The organism is Streptomyces sp. ITFR-6 (genome assembly GCF_031844725.1).
Taxonomy (GTDB): domain Bacteria; phylum Actinomycetota; class Actinomycetes; order Streptomycetales; family Streptomycetaceae; genus Streptomyces.
Map to the genome: position 1 here is coordinate 621,077 of NZ_CP134612.1, position 17,719 is coordinate 638,795.

Genomic DNA, 17,719 nt, shown 5'->3' on the forward strand with positions numbered 1-17,719 from the left:
CCGGCTCCGGCGCACTCGCGGTGACTCATCGTGCGCACCTCGTTCCATATGGTGACATCATGGCGTCGAGCAGCATGTGCCAGCCGCGTGTGACCATCCCCGAAGACGCCGATCCGCAGGAGTTCCCGTGTCGGACCGAAAGCCCGTCCTGAGCGGCCGTACAGCCGTGGTGACCGGAGCCGCACGTGGCCTCGGAGCAGCTGTCGCCCGCGAACTGTCCGGGCGGGGCGTCCGCGTGGCCCTGCTCGGCCTGGAGGGGGAAGAGCTCGCCCGGACCGCCGCAGGACTGCCCACGGAGTCACTCCACTGGCACGTGGACGTCACCGACGACGAGGCGATGACCCGCGTCGCCAATGAGGTGGGCCGTCGGCTGGGCCCCGTCTCTGTCGTCGTCGGCAATGCCGGGGTGGCGGAGGGAGGCCCGTTCGCCGACTCCGACCCGGACACCTGGCGACGCGTGATCGAGGTCAACCTCGTGGGCAGCGCGATCACGGCACGGACGTTTCTGCCGCAACTGCTCCGTACCCGCGGTCACTACCAGCAGATCGCCTCGCTCGCGTCCATCGGCGCCGCGCCGATGATGAGCGCGTACTGCGCGTCCAAGGCGGGCGTGGAGTCGTTCTCCCACTCCCTGCGCGCCGAACTGGCCCCCCGCGGGGTCAGCGTGGGCATCGAGTATCTGAACTGGATCGACACCGACATGATCCGGGACGCCGACCAGCACCGTGTGCTGCGCGAGCTCCGGTCCCATATGCCTCCACCGGCGCGCAAGACCTACGCCCCGGATTACGTGGCCCGACTCGTGGTCGGCGCGGTCGAACGGCGGGCACCTTCCGTCTATGTGCCCGGGTGGCTCCGGAGTGTCCAGGCGGTGCGAGGCGGTCTGCCGGGGCTGGTCTCGCTGCTGACGCGCCGGGAGCTGACGCGGTCGCCGTTCGAAGCGACGGGACTGTTGGGGGCCGGCGGGCGCGCGGCGGAGGGAACCGGGCCGGCACAGGCCTGACCCCCGGGCTCCCCTTCCTGGGCCGGTGCTCCGCTGCGGCTCACCGGCCACGAAGGCGGCGCACAGCACGCACGCCGCGCCGCGCGGCCCGCGCGGCGTTCGCGCCGGGGGCCCCATGGACCCCGCCGCCGGGGTGTGCGGAGGCCGAGGCGAGGTAGAGGCCCTTCACCGGCGTTTCGGGCCGCCCGGTACCCGGAGTCGGCCGGAACACCAGCTGCTGGTGGGCGGCCGCGGTTCCGCCGTTGATCGCGCCGCCGTGCAGATTGGCGTCCATGGACTCAAGGGTGGGCGGTGCGAGGATGCGCCGGGCGGTGATGAGGGAACGGAATCCGGGGGCCCGCCGTTCCACCTCGGCCTCCATGCGGTCGGCCATCGCTTCCTGTTCGCGCCTGTCCCACCGCCCCGTCAGGTCGTCCTCGCCCGCGTCCCCCTTGATCAGGTGCGGGACATGGGTGTAGGCCCACGCCGATTCGGTGCCGGCCGGTGAACGGGTGGCGTCGGCCGTGGTCATCTGTCCGACGAGGAGGAAGGGGTGGTCGGGGACCCGGCCCGTCGCGATCTGCGCGGCGAAGCGGGTGAGCCCGTCGACGCCGTCGGCCAGGTGGACCGTGCCTGCCGAGCCGGCCCCAGCGGCGGTCCAGGGCACGCGGCCGGTCAGTGCCCAGTCGACCTTGAACGTCGCGTAGTCCCACTGGAACCCGTGGAGGTCCTTCAGCAGCCGGTCGGCGAGATACCGCGCGTCGACCAGTTCATCGTAGAGCGCGGGCGCGGACACATCGGCCAGCACGGCACGGGACGCCGGCACGGACTCGCCCTCCGCTGTGCGTACGCCGACGGCTCGTCCACCACGTACGACGATCTCGTCGACACGCTTCCCGCAGCGGACCACGCCTCCGTGCCGCTGCAGCCGCCGTACCAGAGCGGCGGTGAGCGCACCGGCGCCTCCGACCGGCACCGGAAAGCCGTAGGTCTGTCCGAGCATGGACATCAGCCACCCGAAGCCCCCGCTGCCCGCCGCCTCGGGGCCGAGGTCCGCGTGCAGCGCGTTACCCGCGAGCAGGAGCCTGGCGCCCTCGCCGCGAAACTGCTCCTCCCCCAGGCGACGGACGGGCAGCAACAGCGTCCGCGCCAGACGCAGACCGCCCGCCGCCCGGAGCCTGGCCGCCAGCCGGACACCGGGCCGCACGGGCGGGAAGGGGGTGAACAGGGCGCGCAGAAGGTCAGGGCCCAGGCGGCTCCACGTGCCGTACAGGTCGAGCCAGGCTGCACCGTCGCCCGCGGCGAACGTGTCCAGGCCCTCCGCCGTCTCCTCGGCTCCCCGTTCGAGAAGCGCGCAGCGGCCGTCCGGCAGCGGGTGTGCCAGGACGCGCGGGGCACGGCTCCAGCTGAGCCCTTCGGCGCCCAGGTCCAGCCCTGCCAGTACCGGGGAGGCGGCCGCCAGCGGGTAGAAGGCGCTGAACAGGTCGCTCACGTAGTCGGGATGGACGCCCCGGTCGCTACGGACCGCACCGCCCGGCTCCGGCTGCGCCTCCAGCACTTCCACGGTCCATCCCGCGTCGGCGAGAAGATTCGCCGCCACGAGACCGTTGGGCCCCGCGCCGACCACCACCGCGTCAGGCATCGATACCTCCACGTGCTCGCCGTTCCGGGGGCCGGGCGGACTTCAGCCGGCCTTGTGTGTGGTCTGCGGGGCCGTCTCGACGGTGTCGGCCAGTCGGGCGAGCATGCTGCGGTGGCGCAGTTGGATCAGCGCGTCCACGGCTGTGTTGTGCAGCTTTCCTGCGGGTCCGCGCAGCGGGTGTTCATCGATGGTCACCAGGGTGTTCTCGCCCCAGGGCCGGACCTCCAGGGCGATCCGGGCGGTGCCGAGCCACCCGCTGTCGACCTCCAGTTCCAGCACGCCGGGAGGCTCGCAGCGCCGGACGACGGTGCTGCCGGCCACCGACCACGGGCCGACCCGGACGGTGTACGTGATGCTGGAGCCGACCTGCGGCCACTCCCCGTCCTCAGGACGCGATTCCGACGTCCCCACCACCCAGTCCGCGTACCGCGTCCCGTCGGCCAGCACCGCCCAGACCTCGTCCACGGGGCTTTCGATCAATCGATGTCGTACGGCCATCGGTCCTCCACGTCTCGTCGGGCGGGTGTCCGCTTCCGCCGGCCCGCTCGGGCACCGCGCTCAGGGGATCAGCAGGGTCTTGATCATCCCGTCGCGCTTGTCCTGGAAGGTCTTGTACGCCTGCGGCCCCTCTTCGAGCGGCAGATGGTGCGTCGCGAAGTCGTCGACGCCCAACGGGTCCTCGTCCGTGAGCAGCGGGAGGATGTCGTCGACCCAGCGTCTGACGTTGGCCTGCCCCATCCTGAGCTGGATCTGCTTGTCGAACATGGTCAGCAGGGGCAGCGGGTCGGCGGCGCCGCCGTACACGCCGGACACCGAGATGGTGCCGCCCCTGCGCACCACGTCGACCGCCGCCCGGACGGCGGCCAGGCGGTCCACGCCCGCCGTTTCCATGAGCCGTTCCGCCAGCGCGTCGGGCAGCAGCCCCACGGCCCCGTGCGCCGCCTTCGCCACGGGTGCGCCGTGCGCCTCCATGCCGACCGCGTCGATCACCGCGTCGGTGCCCCGTCCGTCGGTGAGATCGCGGATGGCGTCGCCGAGTTCCTTGCCGTGCCGGCGCAGGTCGAGGCTGAGCACCCCGTCGGCGGCGGCGCGGGACAGCCGGTCGGGCACCAGGTCGACGCCCACCACCAGGCCCGCGCCCCGGTGTCCGGCGATCCGCGCCGCCATCGCACCGATGGGCCCGAGTCCCAGGACGGTGACGGACCCGCCGGGCGGGATCGCCGCGTACTCCACGGCCTGCCAGGCAGTGGGCAGTACGTCGGACAGGTAGACGAACCGGTCGTCCGCCGGCCCGTGCGGCACCTTGACCGGCAGGCTGTCCCCGAAGGGAACCCGCAGCAGCTCCGCCTGGCCACCGGGCACCTGGCCGTAGAGCTTGGTGTAGCCGAAGAGGGCGGCTCCCATGCCCCGCTCGCGGACCTGCGTGGTCTCACACTGGGAGTGCAGCCCCTGGTCGCACATGTAGCAGTGCCCGCACGAGATGTTGAAGGGGACGACTACACGGTCCCCGGGGGCGAGCGAGGTCACCTGGGGGCCGACCTCCTCCACGATGCCCATGGGCTCGTGGCCGAGAATGTCTCCGGGGTCGAGGTAGGGGCCGAGGACTTCGTACAGGTGCAGGTCCGAGCCGCAAATGCCCGTGGACGTGATGCTGACGATGATGTCCGTCGGGTCCTCGATCCGCGGATCCGAAACGGTCTCCACCCGGACGTCCCGCTTGCCCTGCCAGGTCAGTGCGCGCATTGCGAATCCTCTCAAGAGGAACGTCGAGGACGACTCCGTGATCGTGGGCCTTTCCAGGCGGTCGGCGCGGTCAGGAGACAGCCGGACAGGAATCTCGCTCGATCGCCATCGGCGCCGCGTCCCCCTCCACCCGGTCCCTTCCTCCGCAAGGACCCAGGTCTACTTCACTGTCGCGCCCTTCATGGCTCGGCGCATTCCGGCAGGCGGTCGCGGACCGGACCGTCTCGACCTCCACGGTGGAGCGACCGGCGGGGTAGGCGCGCGCACGCCCCGGGCATAGGTACGGGCGTGAGCGAAGAACAGAACAGCCACCCGGACCCCGCGCACCGCCGTCCCGAAGGCGCGAGCGACAAGACCGTCGAAGCGCTGGGCGCCCTGTCGAAGGCGCTGGAGACGACCGAGCGCGCCCGCGGCGCGCTGTACGAGTTCCACCAGCTGACCGGCAGCGCCGACTTCGCCGTCGGCGACGCGGTGCGTCTCCTGCGCGAGGCCGGCCACGACCAGGACGCCGATCTCGTCGAACGTGAGCTCCTCGGCCGTAACGTCATCCCCGGCCACTGGACCTTCCAGCTCATCGAGAGCTACAACCCGACCTACTACCGGCCCTTCACCGAAATCGAGCAGCAACTGGTCCACCGGCTCGCCCAGGGCCGCGACCACCTGTACGAGGCCGAGCTGAAAGGGGCCCGCCGCCCCCTGGGAGGCCCTCCCGACACCACCATGCACCCGGACTAGGGTCCGTTCTAGGCCGGATCACGGAGAAGTCGGCCGTGCGGCTTCGCGGCATATGCCGCCCGCGGTCATGCCTTGCGTTTCGGTGGGCAGGAGTGTCCCGAACCCAGGGAGGCCACAGTGACGCGTGATCGAATGGAACTGGCTGAGGTACTGGCCGCGGCGGAGGACGCCGCGCCGGTCGGCTCCCTCGGTGTCGTGGCGGGGCACCTCCGCGACCGGTTCGGCGCCCGGTATGTGAGCTTTCTGTTCGCCGACGGCGGCGGCCGGCGGCTCCTGCGGGTCAGCGACACGGCCGCCGGGACATCGGGGCGCCGTGCCGAGCAGGTTCCCCTCGTGGGCAGCAGCCCCTACGACGAGGTCCTGCGCACCCAGAGGCTGGTACAGGCGGCCGAGGGCGACCAGGAGCGGCGGGTGCTCGCCCCGGTCAGCAATCGCGGCGACACCGTCGGTGTCCTGGAACTCTTCCTCACCCACGTCACGCCGGATGTGCTGAGGCAGGTCGAACAGGCCGCGCACGCCTTGGCGTACATCATCGTCACCGACCGCCGCTTCACCGACTTCTACCACTGGGGCAACCGCACCACCCCGGTCAGCCTGGCCGCGGAGATACAGCGCCAGCTCCTCCCCTCGGCCCCCTCGTGCGAGGCAGCCGAGTTCGCCCTCGCCGGCGCCCTGGTGCCGGCCTCCGACATCGCCGGTGACACGTACGACTACAGCCTGGACCACGACACTCTGCATCTCTCCGTCACGGACGCCATGGGGCATGACGTCGACGCCTCGCTCATGGCCACGCTCCTGGTCAACGCGTCGCGCGGCGCCCGTCGCGCCGGGACGGACCTCGCCGAACAAGCTCGCCAGACCCACCAGGCCCTCCTCGACCACGGGAGACGCACGTTCGCCACCGGACAGCTCCTGCGCGTCGCGCTGGACGGGTCCGGCGCACAGATCGTGAACGCCGGCCACCCCCGGCCGCTGCGGCTGCGCGAAGGCCGGGTCGACGAGCTCCGACTGGCGGTGAACCTGCCCTTCGGCGTCGTCGGACAGGGCCCGTACCAGGTACAGGATCTCGACCTGCGGCCCGGCGACCGCTTGCTGCTGTACACCGACGGCACGCAGGAGCGTGAAGCCGCAGCCGTCGACCTGCCCGCTCTTGTCCGTGACACCGCGGCCGAGCACCCCCGCGAGGCCGTGCGCGCTCTCGTCGCCGCGGTGACGGACGCCTACCACGGCGCCCCCAGGGACGACGCCACCTTCATGTGCCTCGACTGGCACGGCGCTCGCACGGGAGACCGTCCGGGCCCGGCGCGGGCCGCGTTCCGCCCCCTGTCCGGCGGAGAGAGAGGGCGCGGCGTCTGACTCACCCGCGCCTACGGGTCGGACTTCCGGGCCATTCAGAAGTCGCGCTCCGCAAGCCGGCCGGAAGGGCGGGCCGACTCTGCGGGACAGGAAGTATCGCCGTACGCAGGCCGTGACCGCCGCAGTGGCGGCCGACTCGCGCGCGGCCCATTCTGGACAGGCGACGATCAGTCGTCGCCACTACGAGGGCGAGAGGCGGCCATGGCCGTACCACTTCGCACCAGGCCACAACGCATGCTGACGGTGCCTGGCGTCTACACCCCGCAGCACGACACGCACCTCCTCATGCGGGCCCTGGCCAGGGAGAACATCGGCCCCGGCACACGTGTCCTGGAACTGGGGACCGGCAGCGGAGCGCTGGCGGTGCACGCGGCCCGACTGGGCGCCCGGGTCACCGCCGTCGACGTCTCCCACAGGGCGGTGCTGTGCGCCAGAGTGAACGCCGCGCTCCACCGCAGCCGGGTCACCGTCCGGTACCGGGATCTGTCGGCCCATGACGCGGGACCGTACGACATGGTGATCAGTAACCCCCCGTACGTTCCCTCGCCGACCGCTCTGCCGCCGTTGCGGGGCAGAGCGCGTGCCTGGGACGGCGGCCCGGACGGCCGGGCCGTCGTCGACAAGGTCTGTGCCACCGCCGCGGCCGTCCTGCGACCGGGCGGAACACTGCTCATGGTCCATTCGAAGATGTGCGGCGCCCAGACGACGATCGATGTCCTCGCGCGGGCACGCCTCGACGCCGAGGTCGTCGACCGCGAACTCATCCCCCTCGGCCCCGTTCTGCGCTCCCGCCTGCCGTGGCTGCGTGATCAGGGGCTGCTGGACGAAGAAGAGCAGGACAAAGAGGAACTGGTGGTTATCCGTGCGCGACAACGCTGACCCCCGCCGTGTCCGCCTCGAACGCAACGGCCCCCTCCTGGTGGAGGGGCCCGTGACCGTCACCGGGCATGACGGCGTGGCTGTCACCTCCGAGCGCTTCATGGTGGCGGTGTGCACCTGCCGTCGCAGCCGCCGCTACCCCTGGTGCGACACCAGCCACCGCAGCCGCCCTGCCCGTACCGAGACCGGGACCGGGACCGACACCGCCACCGACGCGGAAGCGGGTGGGGCGGCATGACCACCTCTCCCTACCTCGAATCCCGTGGCACCAGCCCGGCGCTGCCCGCCCCACGCGGTGTTGTCTCGCGCGCCGTGCTGTCGGCCTTGCGGGACGGGCACGCACCCCTGGTGGATCCGGAGGCCGTCTCCGGGGCCGATCCGTACGGGGACGATCTCCAGCTCGCGCTCTATGTCCTCTATGAGCTGCACTACCAGGGATTCGACGCTGTCAATGACGACCGTGAGTGGGATCCCGAACTGTTGCGGCTGCGCGGGGCGCTCGAACACCGCTTCCTGAGCGCCTTGCGCACGGACGTGCCGGGCGAGGCCGACGCGCATGAAGCCCTCGCCGCCATCCTCACCGAACCGGCCGTTGACGACGGCACCGGCGTGAGCAACTTCCTGCAGGACGAGGGCCTGCTCTGCCAGGTCCGGGAATACGCGGCGCTGCGCTCCCTCTACCACCTCAAGGAAGCCGACCCGCACGCCTGGGTCATCCCGCGGCTGCACGGCCGTGCGAAGGCCGCGATGGTGGCGGTGGAGTACGACGAGTTCGGCGCCGGACGCGCCGAGGACGTCCACGCCCGGCTCTTCGCGGACCTGATGGACGACCTCGGCCTGGACCACGCCTACGGTCGCTATCTCGACGCGGCCCCCGCGCAGGGACTGTGCACGGTCAACGTGATGTCGCTGTTCGGTCTGCACCGGGCGTTGCGCGGCGCTCTCGTGGGGCACTTCGCCGCGGTGGAGGTGACGTCCTCGCCCGGGTCCCGGCGGCTCGCCAAGGCGATGCGGCGCACGGGTGCCGGGCCGGCCGCGGCGCACTTCTACGAGGAGCACGTCGAGGCCGACGCGGTGCACGAGCAGGTCGTCCGGCACGAGGTGATCGATTCGCTCCTGGCGGCCGAGCCCGGTCTGAACCCGGACGTGGCCTTCGGCGTCCAGGCCACCGGTCTGCTCGAAGACAGGCTGGGTGCGGCGTTGCTGGCGGCCTGGCGAGGCGGCGACTCCGCCCTGCGCGTCCCGTTGACAGAGACCGAGCGGCAGCCTCGTTGATCGGCGGAGGCCGGTTCCTCATGATGACCGAGCATGAGGAACCGGCCGGACTCACTGAACGCGACGCGACTTCTCGGGTGAGCCCTTCTCCTCGTCGTCCTCGCTGTCGTCGTCCCCCGGCACGTAGACATCAAGAACCTTGATGTTGATCTCAACCACTTCCAGTCCGGTCATCGTCTCCACCGCGTCGGTGACATGGACGCGGATCTTCTTGGCGGTGTCCAGGATGAGAGTTCCGTACTCGACCACGATGTCGACGTCGACGGCGGCCTGCTTCTCGCCCACCTCGACCTTCACTCCGCGGCCGGGGTCGTTGGAGCGGGACACCTTGTCCCGCATCGCCCCCACGGCCCGGGAGGCTCCCCCGCCGACGGCGTGGACCCCATCGGTCTCACGTACCGCTATCCCCGCGATCGTGGACACCACGGTATCCGCGATGACCGTCGTCCCCCTGGTTCCGCCCGACGATTCGTTCGAGCCGAGCGCCGTTCCGTTTGCACTGCCGTTCGTCGCCATGAGTACCTCGCAGCGAGAGATCTGAGAGGGGCAAACCAGATGTGGCAGATGATTCCGCCACTCGTGCCCCCTTCCACCGTGCTCCAAGATCCCCACGTACGCCATTCGAGTGTCCCGGCGGCGCAGCGCATTCGGGCCGGCCTCCCCGGGCTCCGCCCTCAGACACGCGGCAGGAGGGAGCCCAGGGGCCCGAGGTCGAGGTTGAGGTCCTCCGGCCGTACGCCGTGCTGCTCGCAGAGCTCTGCCATGCGCTGATCGAGCATCATCAGGGTCGTGCCGATCCCATCGGTCTGTTCGTCGGTCAGGTCACCTTCGTCGATGCGCCGCGGGGCCTGCCGCTCCATCAGCTGCCTCAGCAGTTCGACCACCGTGAGGACCAGGGTGACCAGATCGCGCCCCATCTTCTCGAAATCCAGGTCCACCCGTGAGCTCGTCACAGCGGCCCGCTGTCGGCCCAGGGGGCGGGAACACGCTCGTTGACCGACGACAGCAGCGCATGGAGTGAGACCCGTACGAGGGGTACGTCGGCGATCGCGATGACCAGGTCACCGATCACGACCACCCTGTACCCAGGACACGGTCCAGCAGATCGACCAGTGGCACGCCGATCGGACCGCTCAAGCCGCCGGGGGTGTCCCACGGAACTGCTTCGTGCGTCACGGACTTACACCTCTCCCACGAAGGAATAAGGCACCCAGGGCCCCGAGACCTCGATGTGCGCACCGGTGCGTTCTCGCAGGCCGGCCACCAGCAGGTCCAGCTCTGCGGCCCGGTCCCCCTCGACCAGGTAGGTGGCGTTCAGGACCTGCACGCGGTGGTCGTCACGGGCTCCGTCGCCGTGCGGACGCAGGCGACGGGATTCCGTGGCGAGGCGGCTCACGTCCGCGTCCACGGCATCCGCGAGCCGCAAGGAGTCCACCTGTCGCCGCTCACGCCGCGACTGCAGGTTGCGCTTGCGCTCCAGGTACGCCCTGCCCGCTCCGGGGGCCGGACCCGTCCCGTCCGCCGGCACAGCCGTCCGTTCCCCGGCGGAGTCATCGCCCGCGCTCCGCGAGAGGGGCGCGTAGACCTTGATTCCCCATTCGGCGTGATGTGCGATACGCGTCAACGCCCTGCGGAAGCGTGTCGACTCATGGGCGAGTGCGAGCGCGGCCCTCTCGTCCCCGTTGTACAACGTGGCCAGCGGCAACGGGACCGTGGGAAAGCGTGCGGCGACCGACGAGACGACCTCATGGTGGGCACGCGCGTACCGTTCGAGTTCGGCCTCGTCGGTCAGCCGGGTCTGCCAGGCCTCGTCCGTGAAGTCAGCCCCTCGAACGGTCTGCACGATCGCCGTGAGCGAGCCGGTGCGGAGACAGCGCACCGGTCCGTCCCGCGAGACCCCGGCGAGACCGTCCACGTCGGGGTTCCCCTCCGTGTGGCAGACCGCGAACACGTAGGTGGCGTTCGTCTCCGATGTCCCTGTGCTGCACTCCGTCATGAGCCCCTGTTCTTCCTCTCCGTGGCCCGTCGCGGCTCCAACGATGTTTCTTCGCTGCGCGATTCAAGTGCCTCAAGCCGCGCCCGCAGCTCGCGGTTCTCGTCTTTCAGCGCGTCCCTCGCCGCGTGGGAGCTGAGCGCGGGGTCGGTCTCCCACCAGTCGATTCCGGCCTTCTTCACCGTGTCCACGGACGCCACGAAGAGCCGCAGGCGGATGGTGAGCAGTTCGATGTCGAGAAGGTCGATCTTGATGTCCCCGGCGATCACGATGCCCTTTTCGAGAACGCGCTCCAGGATGTCCGCCAGGTTCGTGTTCTGCGGTCCGGCTACGGGATAGGAAGCATCCTGTCGGAAGTCGAGATCAGTCACTTCGTGCTCTCCGTGATCGCTGCTTCGCGGACCCGGTCCGCCTTCTACGCGGTGCCTCTTCTTCCTCGTCGTCCTCGTCGGTCAGTGGTTCCTCGTCCTCGCCGTCGTCCTCTTCATCCCACTCGTCTTCGTCCTCGTCTTCGTACTCCTCTCCCTCCGGGTCTTCCTCCTCGCCCTCTTCTTCCTCGTTCTCCGCCTCTTCCTCTTCCATGGCCTCTTCGTGAGATACGACTACTTCTCCGTCGCGGATCTCACCCCGCCACCCGTCGGGCTCCTCTTCCGTGAGCGTGACGTATCGCTGGAAGTGCTTGAAGTCGAGACGGATCCGGCGTCCCTGCACACGCCAGAGGTTGCCGGTCTTCTCGAAGAAGCCGGACGGGTAGTACTCGATGACCAGCACGATGCGCGTGAGGGACGGTGCCAGTTCGTGGAAGCTCACCGCGCCTCGCGTCGTTCCCTTGGCGCCCTCCGATGTCCAGACGATGCGATCGTCAGGGACCTGCTCCTGGACCGTTGCCTTGAAGCTGCGCGAGGAGAGCCCCACCTTGACCTTCCAGTCACTCGACATCTCCTCGTCCATCGAGACATCGCGCACGCCCTTGGCGAAGCTGCTGAACTGGTCGTACTGGGTCCAGTGGTCGTACGCGGTGCGGAGCGGCACTCCCACATCGAGGACCTCGATGATGTTCATGACCTTTCCGCCGCTCGCCTTACGGTTGCCCTTGCCACCGCCGCCACCGAAGGTCTCCTTGGCCTTGTCCACGACGTTGTCCTTGACACCCTTGGCCTTCTCCGAGACGAACGTCTTCACCGGGGAGTCGCCCTGGAGAATGCGGGAACCGATGGCCGGCAAAGAGCCGCCGTTCTCAGCTACATCTGTCAACTGACCGGTGACATCGGTCAGTTTGTCCCCCGCCTTCTCCGCGAGTTTCTCCACCTGCGTGCTGAGGAAGTGGGACAGCTCACCGCTGAGTTTGCCCATTCCGGACTCTTTGGTCTCTTCTGCCTCTTCGGTCTCTTCCGAATCAGGGGCTGCCTTTTCCGTCCTGGCCATGACTCGCTACCTCCGACCGCTGGTGCGCTTGGATGCGGCCCGCTTCGGCGATGACTTGCCCGCTGCCGTCTTCTTGGCCGCCGCCTTCTTCGCCGGAGCGGTCCGCTTCGCCGAGGACTTGTCGGTCCGAGAACACCTTCTCGGCTGCTCCTCCTCCGGCTCCTCCTCGGGTTCTTCCTCCGCCTCTTCTTCGTCCTCGTCCTCGTCCTCTTCTTCGTCTTCGTCCTCTACTGGCTGCTCACCCTCGTCGTCGTCCTCCTCCGGTTCCTCCTCGTACTCTTCGTCCTCGTACTCCTCGTCCTCTTCTGCGGGTTCCTCGTCGTCCTGGTCCTCGTACTCGTCTCCCTCGTCCTCGTCGCTCGGGGGTTCAAGGAGACGGGCCGTGCGCTCGCTGATCGAGCCGGCCAATGTGCTCATGCTCCGGTTGGCGGCGGCGGTCACGGCCTTGCGGCCCGCATCGAGAACCTCGCCCCTGAGCTGTTCCTGAAGTTCAGCGACCTGGGAGACCTCGCCGAGTCGGCGCATGCCCTCTGCGGCGAGTTGGCGGGGTTCCAGACCGAAACGCCGGCCGGCGAGATAGGTCGCGACGCTGAGAGCCACTCGCCCTTTTTTGGTCCGGCCCAGCACATAGCCGCCGACTACTGCGACCGCGAGGGTCAACTTCGTCTGGTCTTCCATCAGATCGTCACCTTCGATCGCTCTGTGCCGGGCCGACCCGTACGGCGTGCAGGCGGTCAAGCAAGCGTTCCTCTTCGCGTTCGAACTCCTCCAGACCGATGTCTCCGAATTCCAGTTCCTGGTTGAGTACCGCCAACTGCGTACGCAACACGGCAGGGTCGTGCAGCTCGCGCTCGGCAGCGTCGTTGAGCTTCTCCGCCACCCAGACCACGCCTCGCACCGGCGCGATCGGGAGCGTGAGCAAACCGGTGATCAGCCCCATGTCAGCTGCCGCCCACGAGCGCGGGTCGGGCCTCCGCCGAAACGAAGCTGTAGCAGGGAAGCGGGCCGACAGGCCGGATCTCCGCATGCTCCCGAAAGGCCTCACCGAGACTCCGGGCCCGCGAGAGGAAGGCCTCGCTCTCGGAGCGGTCGACGAGGAAGGACTCGTTCAGCACGCATCCCTGGACTTCCTGTCCCGGGACGGACGCCAGAGCAACAGGTGCGAGCTCGCGCAGGATCCGCTGCCCCGCGGCGGCTGCGCGCCTGGTGAGAGCGCCGGCGATGGCCTCGCCCAGCCGGAGGCTGGCCTCAGCGAGCCGCATCAGCAGGTTCTGGTGTGCCAGCAGATCGCGCCGACGGGCGCGTAGTCGCGGCGGCGCGTCGCTGACGACCGCTGCGAGCAGACCCTGACGGACGACCCTTAGGGCCATCGGTGGCGATCCGACACCGGCCGCGTCCTTCGGCAGCGCCGTCGCGGCCGGCACGATCGCGTAGACGTACACACCCTCGGTTGACGCGCTCACGCTCATGCCTCCGCGCGCCGTCGTCGGCTCTCACTGCTGCGGGCAGGTGCACGCCGCTTCTTCGGACGCTCCTGCGGCTCGTCCTCTTCCTCGGACGAGTCGTCGCCGCCCACCGCTTTGCGTACGGTGTTGCCCACGGTCTCCACCGCGTTTCGCGCCTTGCGCTTCCCGACCGACTTGGCCACACCGCCGCCCAGAAGCTCGGGAATGGTGGTGCTGCCGGAATCGCGCTCAAGGTCGAGCCGGTTGCACGCCTCCGCGAAGCGCAGATACGTATCCACACTCGCGACGACGATGCGCGCGTCGATCTTCAGGATCTCGATACCGACCAGCGAAACCCGGATGAACACGTCGATGACCATGCCACGGTCAAGAATGAGCTCCAGTACGTCGTACAACGTTCCAGCGCGGGGCGGGCAGGCCACTACTTCGTCCGAGTAGGTGGTCGCGGTCATGGACAGTCCTTCCAACAGGGAGCAAAGCGCCTCGCGATGCTCGTCAAGGCCCTCCCGCCCGGCCCGCGCCCTCAAGGACAGGTCCGAGCGGAGTCTCCGCACCATTTCGCGTGCGTCGTCCTGCGGCGCCGCCCCCTCGACGTACTCCAGAAATCCCAGCAGTGCCTGCAACTCACAGCTGCGCAGAGCCACTTCGACGATTTCTTGCTTCTCGGCGGTCAGGGCCCTCACCACACGCCTCTGACAGGCATCGATCCGCAAGGACTCGAACCGGCTGTCGTAGGACGATGATTCCGTACCGCCGCTGTCGGCGTCGAATACGGAGAGCCGCTGAAGAAGCGATCTCGGGTCCCCGTGCGGAGCGCGATAGAAGGGTCGTTCGTCGCTACCCGAGAATTCGGGGTCCAGCTGGACCTCGGAGAGGAACGCAGCCACTCGACCAGGATCCGGCGTCAGCCCGCCCCCCATCCATCGGGCCGACTCCATCAGCGTCAGACCGGACCCCTCGGGCATGCGGAAGAAGCACCACCCCGAGACGCCGCACCAAAGAAGCCCCGCGTCCCGGCTCGCACCGAACGCCTCTCGCCGGAAGAAAGGAGCGAACTCCACGCTTCCTTCCATATCAGCGCCGAACGCGTCCTGACTGGGGTCGCCATAGACCCCGTACGAGGAAATGGAGGAGACCGGAAGGCCTTCGTCGAGAAGCCTTTCCGGCGACGGCCACCATGTAGTGACCTATGGCAGCTTCGAGGTCGTCCCTCATATGCTGCGCGCCATTTTCCTTGTACCCCACGAGGGTTCTCCTGATTCGGCTCCGGCTGCGCGTCCTTCCATCTAGCGGTGGTTTGTTAAACCGGGCGGTAGAGATCAAGCGGGTGGCCTGCGCCGACAGCGTTGATCAGTGCTTGGAGTTCGGGTGGTGGCGGCTCGTTGGTCCAGGCTCGCCAGCAGCGTTGGAGGGTGGTCCAGGGGTCGAGCCAGGCCCGGACGGCGCGGATCGCGCGGGGCCAGCTGGCCGGTTGGGGCTGGTGGGGTCTGTTCGTTCCCCCTCTCAGTGGGTCCTGCTGGGGTGGAGGCCGGTGGGACTGCTGGGACGACGGCGGGCTCCTGGTCTGGCAGTCGGGCGAACCAGGTGTTCCAGCAGAAGGAGAACGCGCAGGTGACCAGGGTCTGGTGGCGGCGGATAGCGGTGTCGGAGCGGACCTGGAAGTCGGCCCATCCGAGTTCGTCCTTGATCTGTTTGTAGCTTTGCTCGATCCAGTGTCGAATGCCGTAGATCCGGACGACTTCGTGCAGGTCAGCGGCGGGTTCGGGACGTCGGCCTCGCGGGGGCCGCCGGGGCGGGGCAGGTCGCCAGGTACCAGGTGGACTGCGAGGGCAGCGTAGCCGGATCGGTGGTGGCCACGACCAGGCGGACGTTCCCGTCGGGCCCCCAGAAGCCGAGGGTGGCGTCGGCGGCCCACCAGGTCTCGGTGCGCCCGTCGCGGAAGGTCCGCTCGATCTGGGTCCAGTCTCCGGGATTCTCGGGGTCTGTCCAGGTCAGGGCCCGGGCGGCGTGGAGGGGGGTGTAGGCGTCCTTGCCGTAGGCCCAGCTGCCGTGGCTCGGTTTGAGGGCCATGACGAATGGCAGGCCCGCCGCGTAGAGCTCTCGGCGGAAGCCGTCCTGGTCGCCGTAGGCGCAGTCGGCGGCCACGGCGCGGAAGGCCGTTCCGGCCACCTTGGCGGCGCGGGCGAGTTCGACGGCGATCTGCAGCTTCGTGCGGAATCCGGGGTCCTTCTTGCCTGTCGGGAAGTGGTGAGCGGGGCTGTAGGGCACGGCGTGGAGCGGGTAGTAGAGGTTCTCGTCGGCCCAGCAGGTGGTCACGGTGACGATGCCGTTGTCGGTCTTGCCCAGCCGGCCCAGCCACTGCCGACCGATGTGCGCGGTCGCCTTCCCGTCCTTGCGGTCTCCCGAGTCGTCGATCACCAGTACCCCGCCCGCGTGCGGCGCGGTCGTCGGGTCGGCCAGCAGCAGTTCCACCCGGCGGGCGTTGACCTGTTCGTGGTCCCACGTCGACTCGGACAGAAAGAACTGCAGCCGCTGGACCGCAGCGTGCTGGGCTCCGGCCACCGGCTCGGTGCCGGCCAGGCAGGTCAGAGTCTTGTTGCGGTCCCGCGGCAGCAGCAGTCCCGCGAGGTACTCCCGGAACCCGCGGCGCTGTGCCAGTGTGGAGAAAGGGTCATCGAAGCGGGCGGCGTAGGCTTCTGAGGTTCCCCCGCTGCGCGGGAGTGGCTGACTAGCTGGTCAGGGCGGGTTGACGTGGTTTCAGGTTCACTGGCTCGGTTGCTGCCTGGTTGGCGTAGTGCTTCTCTTCGAACTCGATGGGGCTGAGGTATCCGAGTCGTTTCTGGATGCGGCGGGGGTTGTAGAAGCCGTCGATGTATTCGAAGAGTGCGAGGTTGGCCTCGGCTCTGGTGTTGAAGGTCCCGCCGCGGATGCACTCGGTCTTGATCAGCATCCAAAGGTTCTCCGCGAGGGCGTTGTCGTAGGAGTCGCCGACCGAGCCCATGGACGCCTGGATTCCCGCTCTGACCAGGCGTGTTGTGAGCTTGATGGAGGTATATTGCGTGCCGTGGTCGGCGTGGTGGACGAGTTCGCCGGGAGCGACTTCGCGGCTGGCCAGCGCGTACTCCAGCGAGGTGAGGACCAGGTCGGCGTCCGCGCGGGCGGAGGTCTCCCAGGCGACGATTCTGCGGGAGAAGGCATCTCGGATCGCCGACAGCCAGAGTGGTCCCTCCAGGGTGGAGATCATGGTCAGGTCGGTGACCCACAATCGGTTCGGTGCGGACGCCGTGAAGTCGCGTTGTACCAGGTCAGGAGCAAGGTCTGCGTCCGGGTCCCGGCGAGTGAAGCCCTTGTTCCTGCGGGGGCTGATCCCGGCCAGGCCGGCCTGACGCATGAGCCGTTCGACCCGTTTGCGGCCGACGTGGACGCCCTCTCGTTTGAGGGCGGCGTGGATCCTGGGCGATCCGTAGATGCCGCCCGAGTCCTGGTGGATCTGCCGGATCTGGCCGGTCAGCTCGGTGTCCTGGCGGCTCCGTTCGCAGGGCTCCTTTTCGGCCTGGCGCCAGCGGTAGTAGGTGGAGGAGGGGATGTGCAGTTCCCGGAGCACGGGCTCGACCCCCAGGTGCGGGTGCTCGTCGAGGAGCGCGGTCACCTGGGCCGGGTCGGGTCGAGCTGTGCGGCGAAAAAAGCCGAGGCCGTCCGCAGGACCTCGTTCGCCCGGCGTAGTTCCCGCACCTCGCGCCGCAGCTGGGCGAGCTCTTCCCTCTCCTCGGTGGTGGGCAGATCATCGCGCTCGCCGGTGTCGGCCTCGGCCTGCCGGATCCAGTTACGCAGGGCCTCGTGATGGACCCCGAGATCCTCGGCCATACGACGGATCACAGGCTTCGGCTCTGCAGTCCGGTACATCCGTACCGCACGCTCTCGCAACTCCAGCGGGTACTTCCTCGGCGCAGGCATCGTCTGGGCTCCTCTCATGAGACCCATCTGACCTGCTGTCACCATTCCCCGCATCTCGGGGGAACCTCACTTCCAGCGGGCCCGGAGCGGGCGGACACGGCAGACGACGGGTCATCACAAGCTCCCAGGCAGCGAGGCAACGTTCCTCTGCTACCGGCCTACCGCAGCCCTGACCCGCCGTCAACAAACCACCGCTAGCCGTTTCCCAGAAAACCGCAGTTCACACGGGGTGTGGCACGCCTGGCTGCGCGTCGCCGGCCGTGTCCGGA

Annotated in this window: 22 protein-coding genes and 1 pseudogene; 7 read left to right on the forward strand and 16 right to left on the reverse strand. The window is 69.1% G+C overall.

Features of this window, described 5'->3' with window-relative positions:
• Positions 1–127: 127 nt before the first annotated feature.
• Positions 128–1,003, forward strand: coding sequence for an SDR family oxidoreductase (locus RLT59_RS02670; RefSeq protein WP_311301849.1), 876 nt, complete (start codon positions 128–130; stop codon positions 1,001–1,003).
• Positions 1,004–1,043: 40 nt separating this feature from the next.
• Here the strand turns inward: RLT59_RS02670 and RLT59_RS02675 are convergent, their stop codons facing one another.
• The 3 genes from RLT59_RS02675 to RLT59_RS02685 are packed head-to-tail and all read right to left on the reverse strand — an operon-like array spanning position 1,044 to position 4,367.
• Entirely contained in the window at positions 1,044–2,624 is a 1,581-nt protein-coding gene (locus RLT59_RS02675) for a phytoene desaturase family protein (RefSeq protein WP_311301850.1), read from the reverse strand.
• A 42-nt stretch (positions 2,625–2,666) separates the two neighbouring features.
• Complete coding sequence (locus tag RLT59_RS02680) at positions 2,667–3,122, reverse strand: SRPBCC family protein (protein ID WP_311301851.1); 456 nt, start codon at positions 3,120–3,122, stop codon at positions 2,667–2,669.
• A 60-nt stretch (positions 3,123–3,182) separates the two neighbouring features.
• Positions 3,183–4,367 (reverse strand): alcohol dehydrogenase catalytic domain-containing protein, encoded by a 1,185-nt coding sequence (locus RLT59_RS02685; protein ID WP_311301852.1) that lies wholly within the window; start codon positions 4,365–4,367, stop codon positions 3,183–3,185.
• 288 nt (positions 4,368–4,655) lie between these two features.
• On the opposite strand from RLT59_RS02685, the gene RLT59_RS02690 reads away from it, so the two are divergent.
• From RLT59_RS02690 to RLT59_RS02710, 5 genes are all read left to right on the forward strand, one after another.
• The gene (locus RLT59_RS02690; RefSeq protein WP_311301853.1) at positions 4,656–5,102 is read left to right on the forward strand and encodes a hypothetical protein; all 447 of its coding nucleotides are present in this window, start codon (positions 4,656–4,658) and stop codon (positions 5,100–5,102) included.
• Positions 5,103–5,219: 117 nt separating this feature from the next.
• Positions 5,220–6,458: a PP2C family protein-serine/threonine phosphatase gene (locus RLT59_RS02695; protein ID WP_311301854.1), complete on the forward strand. Its 1,239-nt coding sequence runs from the start codon at positions 5,220–5,222 to the stop codon at positions 6,456–6,458.
• A 234-nt stretch (positions 6,459–6,692) separates the two neighbouring features.
• The gene (locus RLT59_RS02700; RefSeq protein ID WP_311301855.1) at positions 6,693–7,337 is read left to right on the forward strand and encodes a HemK2/MTQ2 family protein methyltransferase; all 645 of its coding nucleotides are present in this window, start codon (positions 6,693–6,695) and stop codon (positions 7,335–7,337) included.
• On the forward strand, positions 7,321–7,575 hold the full coding sequence (locus RLT59_RS02705; protein ID WP_311301856.1) for a CDGSH iron-sulfur domain-containing protein: 255 nt from the start codon (positions 7,321–7,323) through the stop codon (positions 7,573–7,575). The genes RLT59_RS02700 and RLT59_RS02705 overlap by 17 nt, the downstream gene beginning before the upstream one ends.
• Entirely contained in the window at positions 7,572–8,612 is a 1,041-nt protein-coding gene (locus tag RLT59_RS02710; RefSeq protein WP_311301857.1) for an iron-containing redox enzyme family protein, read from the forward strand. Before RLT59_RS02705 ends, RLT59_RS02710 begins: the two co-directional genes overlap by 4 nt.
• A 51-nt stretch (positions 8,613–8,663) precedes the next feature.
• On the opposite strand, the gene RLT59_RS02715 is transcribed toward RLT59_RS02710, so the two are convergent.
• A complete protein-coding gene (locus RLT59_RS02715) occupies positions 8,664–9,038 on the reverse strand; it encodes an Asp23/Gls24 family envelope stress response protein (protein WP_399126819.1) in 375 nt (124 codons plus the stop codon).
• Between RLT59_RS02715 and RLT59_RS02720 the strand changes: the two genes are divergently transcribed.
• A complete protein-coding gene (locus RLT59_RS02720) occupies positions 9,028–9,153 on the forward strand; it encodes a hypothetical protein (protein ID WP_311301859.1) in 126 nt (41 codons plus the stop codon). The two genes, RLT59_RS02715 and RLT59_RS02720, sit on opposite strands and share 11 nt — an antisense overlap.
• A 133-nt stretch (positions 9,154–9,286) precedes the next feature.
• Here the strand turns inward: RLT59_RS02720 and RLT59_RS02725 are convergent, their stop codons facing one another.
• The 12 genes and pseudogenes from RLT59_RS02725 to RLT59_RS02780 all read right to left on the reverse strand — a co-directional run bounded on the left by RLT59_RS02725 (position 9,287) and on the right by RLT59_RS02780 (position 17,504).
• Positions 9,287–9,565, reverse strand: a complete 279-nt coding sequence (locus RLT59_RS02725; protein WP_311301860.1) for a gas vesicle protein K — start codon at positions 9,563–9,565, stop codon at positions 9,287–9,289.
• Positions 9,562–9,788 (reverse strand): annotated as a pseudogene (locus tag RLT59_RS02730) (gas vesicle protein). The gene RLT59_RS02725 and the pseudogene RLT59_RS02730 overlap by 4 nt, the downstream one beginning before the upstream one ends.
• A gap of 4 nt (positions 9,789–9,792) precedes the next feature.
• Positions 9,793–10,608 (reverse strand): GvpL/GvpF family gas vesicle protein, encoded by an 816-nt coding sequence (locus RLT59_RS02735; protein ID WP_311301861.1) that lies wholly within the window; start codon positions 10,606–10,608, stop codon positions 9,793–9,795.
• On the reverse strand, positions 10,605–10,976 hold the full coding sequence (locus RLT59_RS02740) for a gas vesicle protein (protein ID WP_311301862.1): 372 nt from the start codon (positions 10,974–10,976) through the stop codon (positions 10,605–10,607). Before RLT59_RS02740 ends, RLT59_RS02735 begins: the two co-directional genes overlap by 4 nt.
• On the reverse strand, positions 10,969–12,030 hold the full coding sequence (locus RLT59_RS02745; protein ID WP_311301863.1) for an SRPBCC family protein: 1,062 nt from the start codon (positions 12,028–12,030) through the stop codon (positions 10,969–10,971). The genes RLT59_RS02740 and RLT59_RS02745 overlap by 8 nt, the downstream gene beginning before the upstream one ends.
• A gap of 6 nt (positions 12,031–12,036) precedes the next feature.
• A complete protein-coding gene (locus tag RLT59_RS02750; protein WP_311301864.1) occupies positions 12,037–12,708 on the reverse strand; it encodes a histone protein in 672 nt (223 codons plus the stop codon).
• A 7-nt stretch (positions 12,709–12,715) separates the two neighbouring features.
• The gene (locus RLT59_RS02755) at positions 12,716–12,970 is read right to left on the reverse strand and encodes a gas vesicle protein GvpG (RefSeq protein ID WP_311301865.1); all 255 of its coding nucleotides are present in this window, start codon (positions 12,968–12,970) and stop codon (positions 12,716–12,718) included.
• Between the two features lies 1 nt (position 12,971).
• A complete protein-coding gene (locus RLT59_RS02760; RefSeq protein WP_399124700.1) occupies positions 12,972–13,499 on the reverse strand; it encodes a GvpL/GvpF family gas vesicle protein in 528 nt (175 codons plus the stop codon).
• Complete coding sequence (locus RLT59_RS02765; RefSeq protein WP_311307593.1) at positions 13,496–13,948, reverse strand: gas vesicle structural protein GvpA; 453 nt, start codon at positions 13,946–13,948, stop codon at positions 13,496–13,498. Before RLT59_RS02765 ends, RLT59_RS02760 begins: the two co-directional genes overlap by 4 nt.
• A gap of 1,297 nt (positions 13,949–15,245) precedes the next feature.
• Positions 15,246–16,154, reverse strand: coding sequence for an IS701 family transposase (locus tag RLT59_RS02770; protein WP_311307594.1), 909 nt, complete (start codon positions 16,152–16,154; stop codon positions 15,246–15,248).
• 70 nt (positions 16,155–16,224) lie between these two features.
• Entirely contained in the window at positions 16,225–17,145 is a 921-nt protein-coding gene (locus RLT59_RS02775; RefSeq protein ID WP_311301867.1) for an IS3 family transposase, read from the reverse strand.
• Entirely contained in the window at positions 17,142–17,504 is a 363-nt protein-coding gene (locus RLT59_RS02780) for a transposase (RefSeq protein ID WP_311301868.1), read from the reverse strand. Before RLT59_RS02780 ends, RLT59_RS02775 begins: the two co-directional genes overlap by 4 nt.
• Between the last annotated feature and the right edge of the window lie 215 nt (positions 17,505–17,719).